Origin of the sequence: Pseudomonas sp. 2995-3, assembly GCF_002742565.1 — a bacterium.
In the GTDB taxonomy this organism is placed as follows: Bacteria; Pseudomonadota; Gammaproteobacteria; order Pseudomonadales; family Pseudomonadaceae; genus Aquipseudomonas; species Aquipseudomonas edaphica.
The window spans coordinates 1-259 of sequence record NZ_LJSB01000369.1 but is presented as its reverse complement, the minus strand read 5'-3'; the positions used below and the strand labels follow the sequence as shown (position 1 = coordinate 259).

General features: G+C 41.3%; 1 protein-coding gene. It reads left to right on the top strand.

What is annotated here, in order from left to right:
• The coding region (locus AOA62_RS29760; protein ID WP_143521942.1) for an ATP-binding cassette domain-containing protein at positions 1–259 on the top strand (259 nt) is incomplete at both ends.

Below are 259 nucleotides of genomic sequence, written 5' to 3'. Positions count from 1 at the left end.
TGATTATAATATTCGACTTTTTGATAAGGAAATTACTGATAAGGATGTAAAGGAAGCCGCTGAATTTGTTCACGCTGACCCATTTATTAACCGGCTTCCCAAAGGCTATCAAACTCCTGTAGGGGAACGTGGATCTACTTTTTCAAGTGGTCAAAGGCAGTTAATATCATTTGCTAGAACCATGGCAAGAAAGCCTAAAGTTCTTGTGTTGGATGAGGCGACGGCTAATGTTGATACGGAGACGGAAACGGTCATTCAG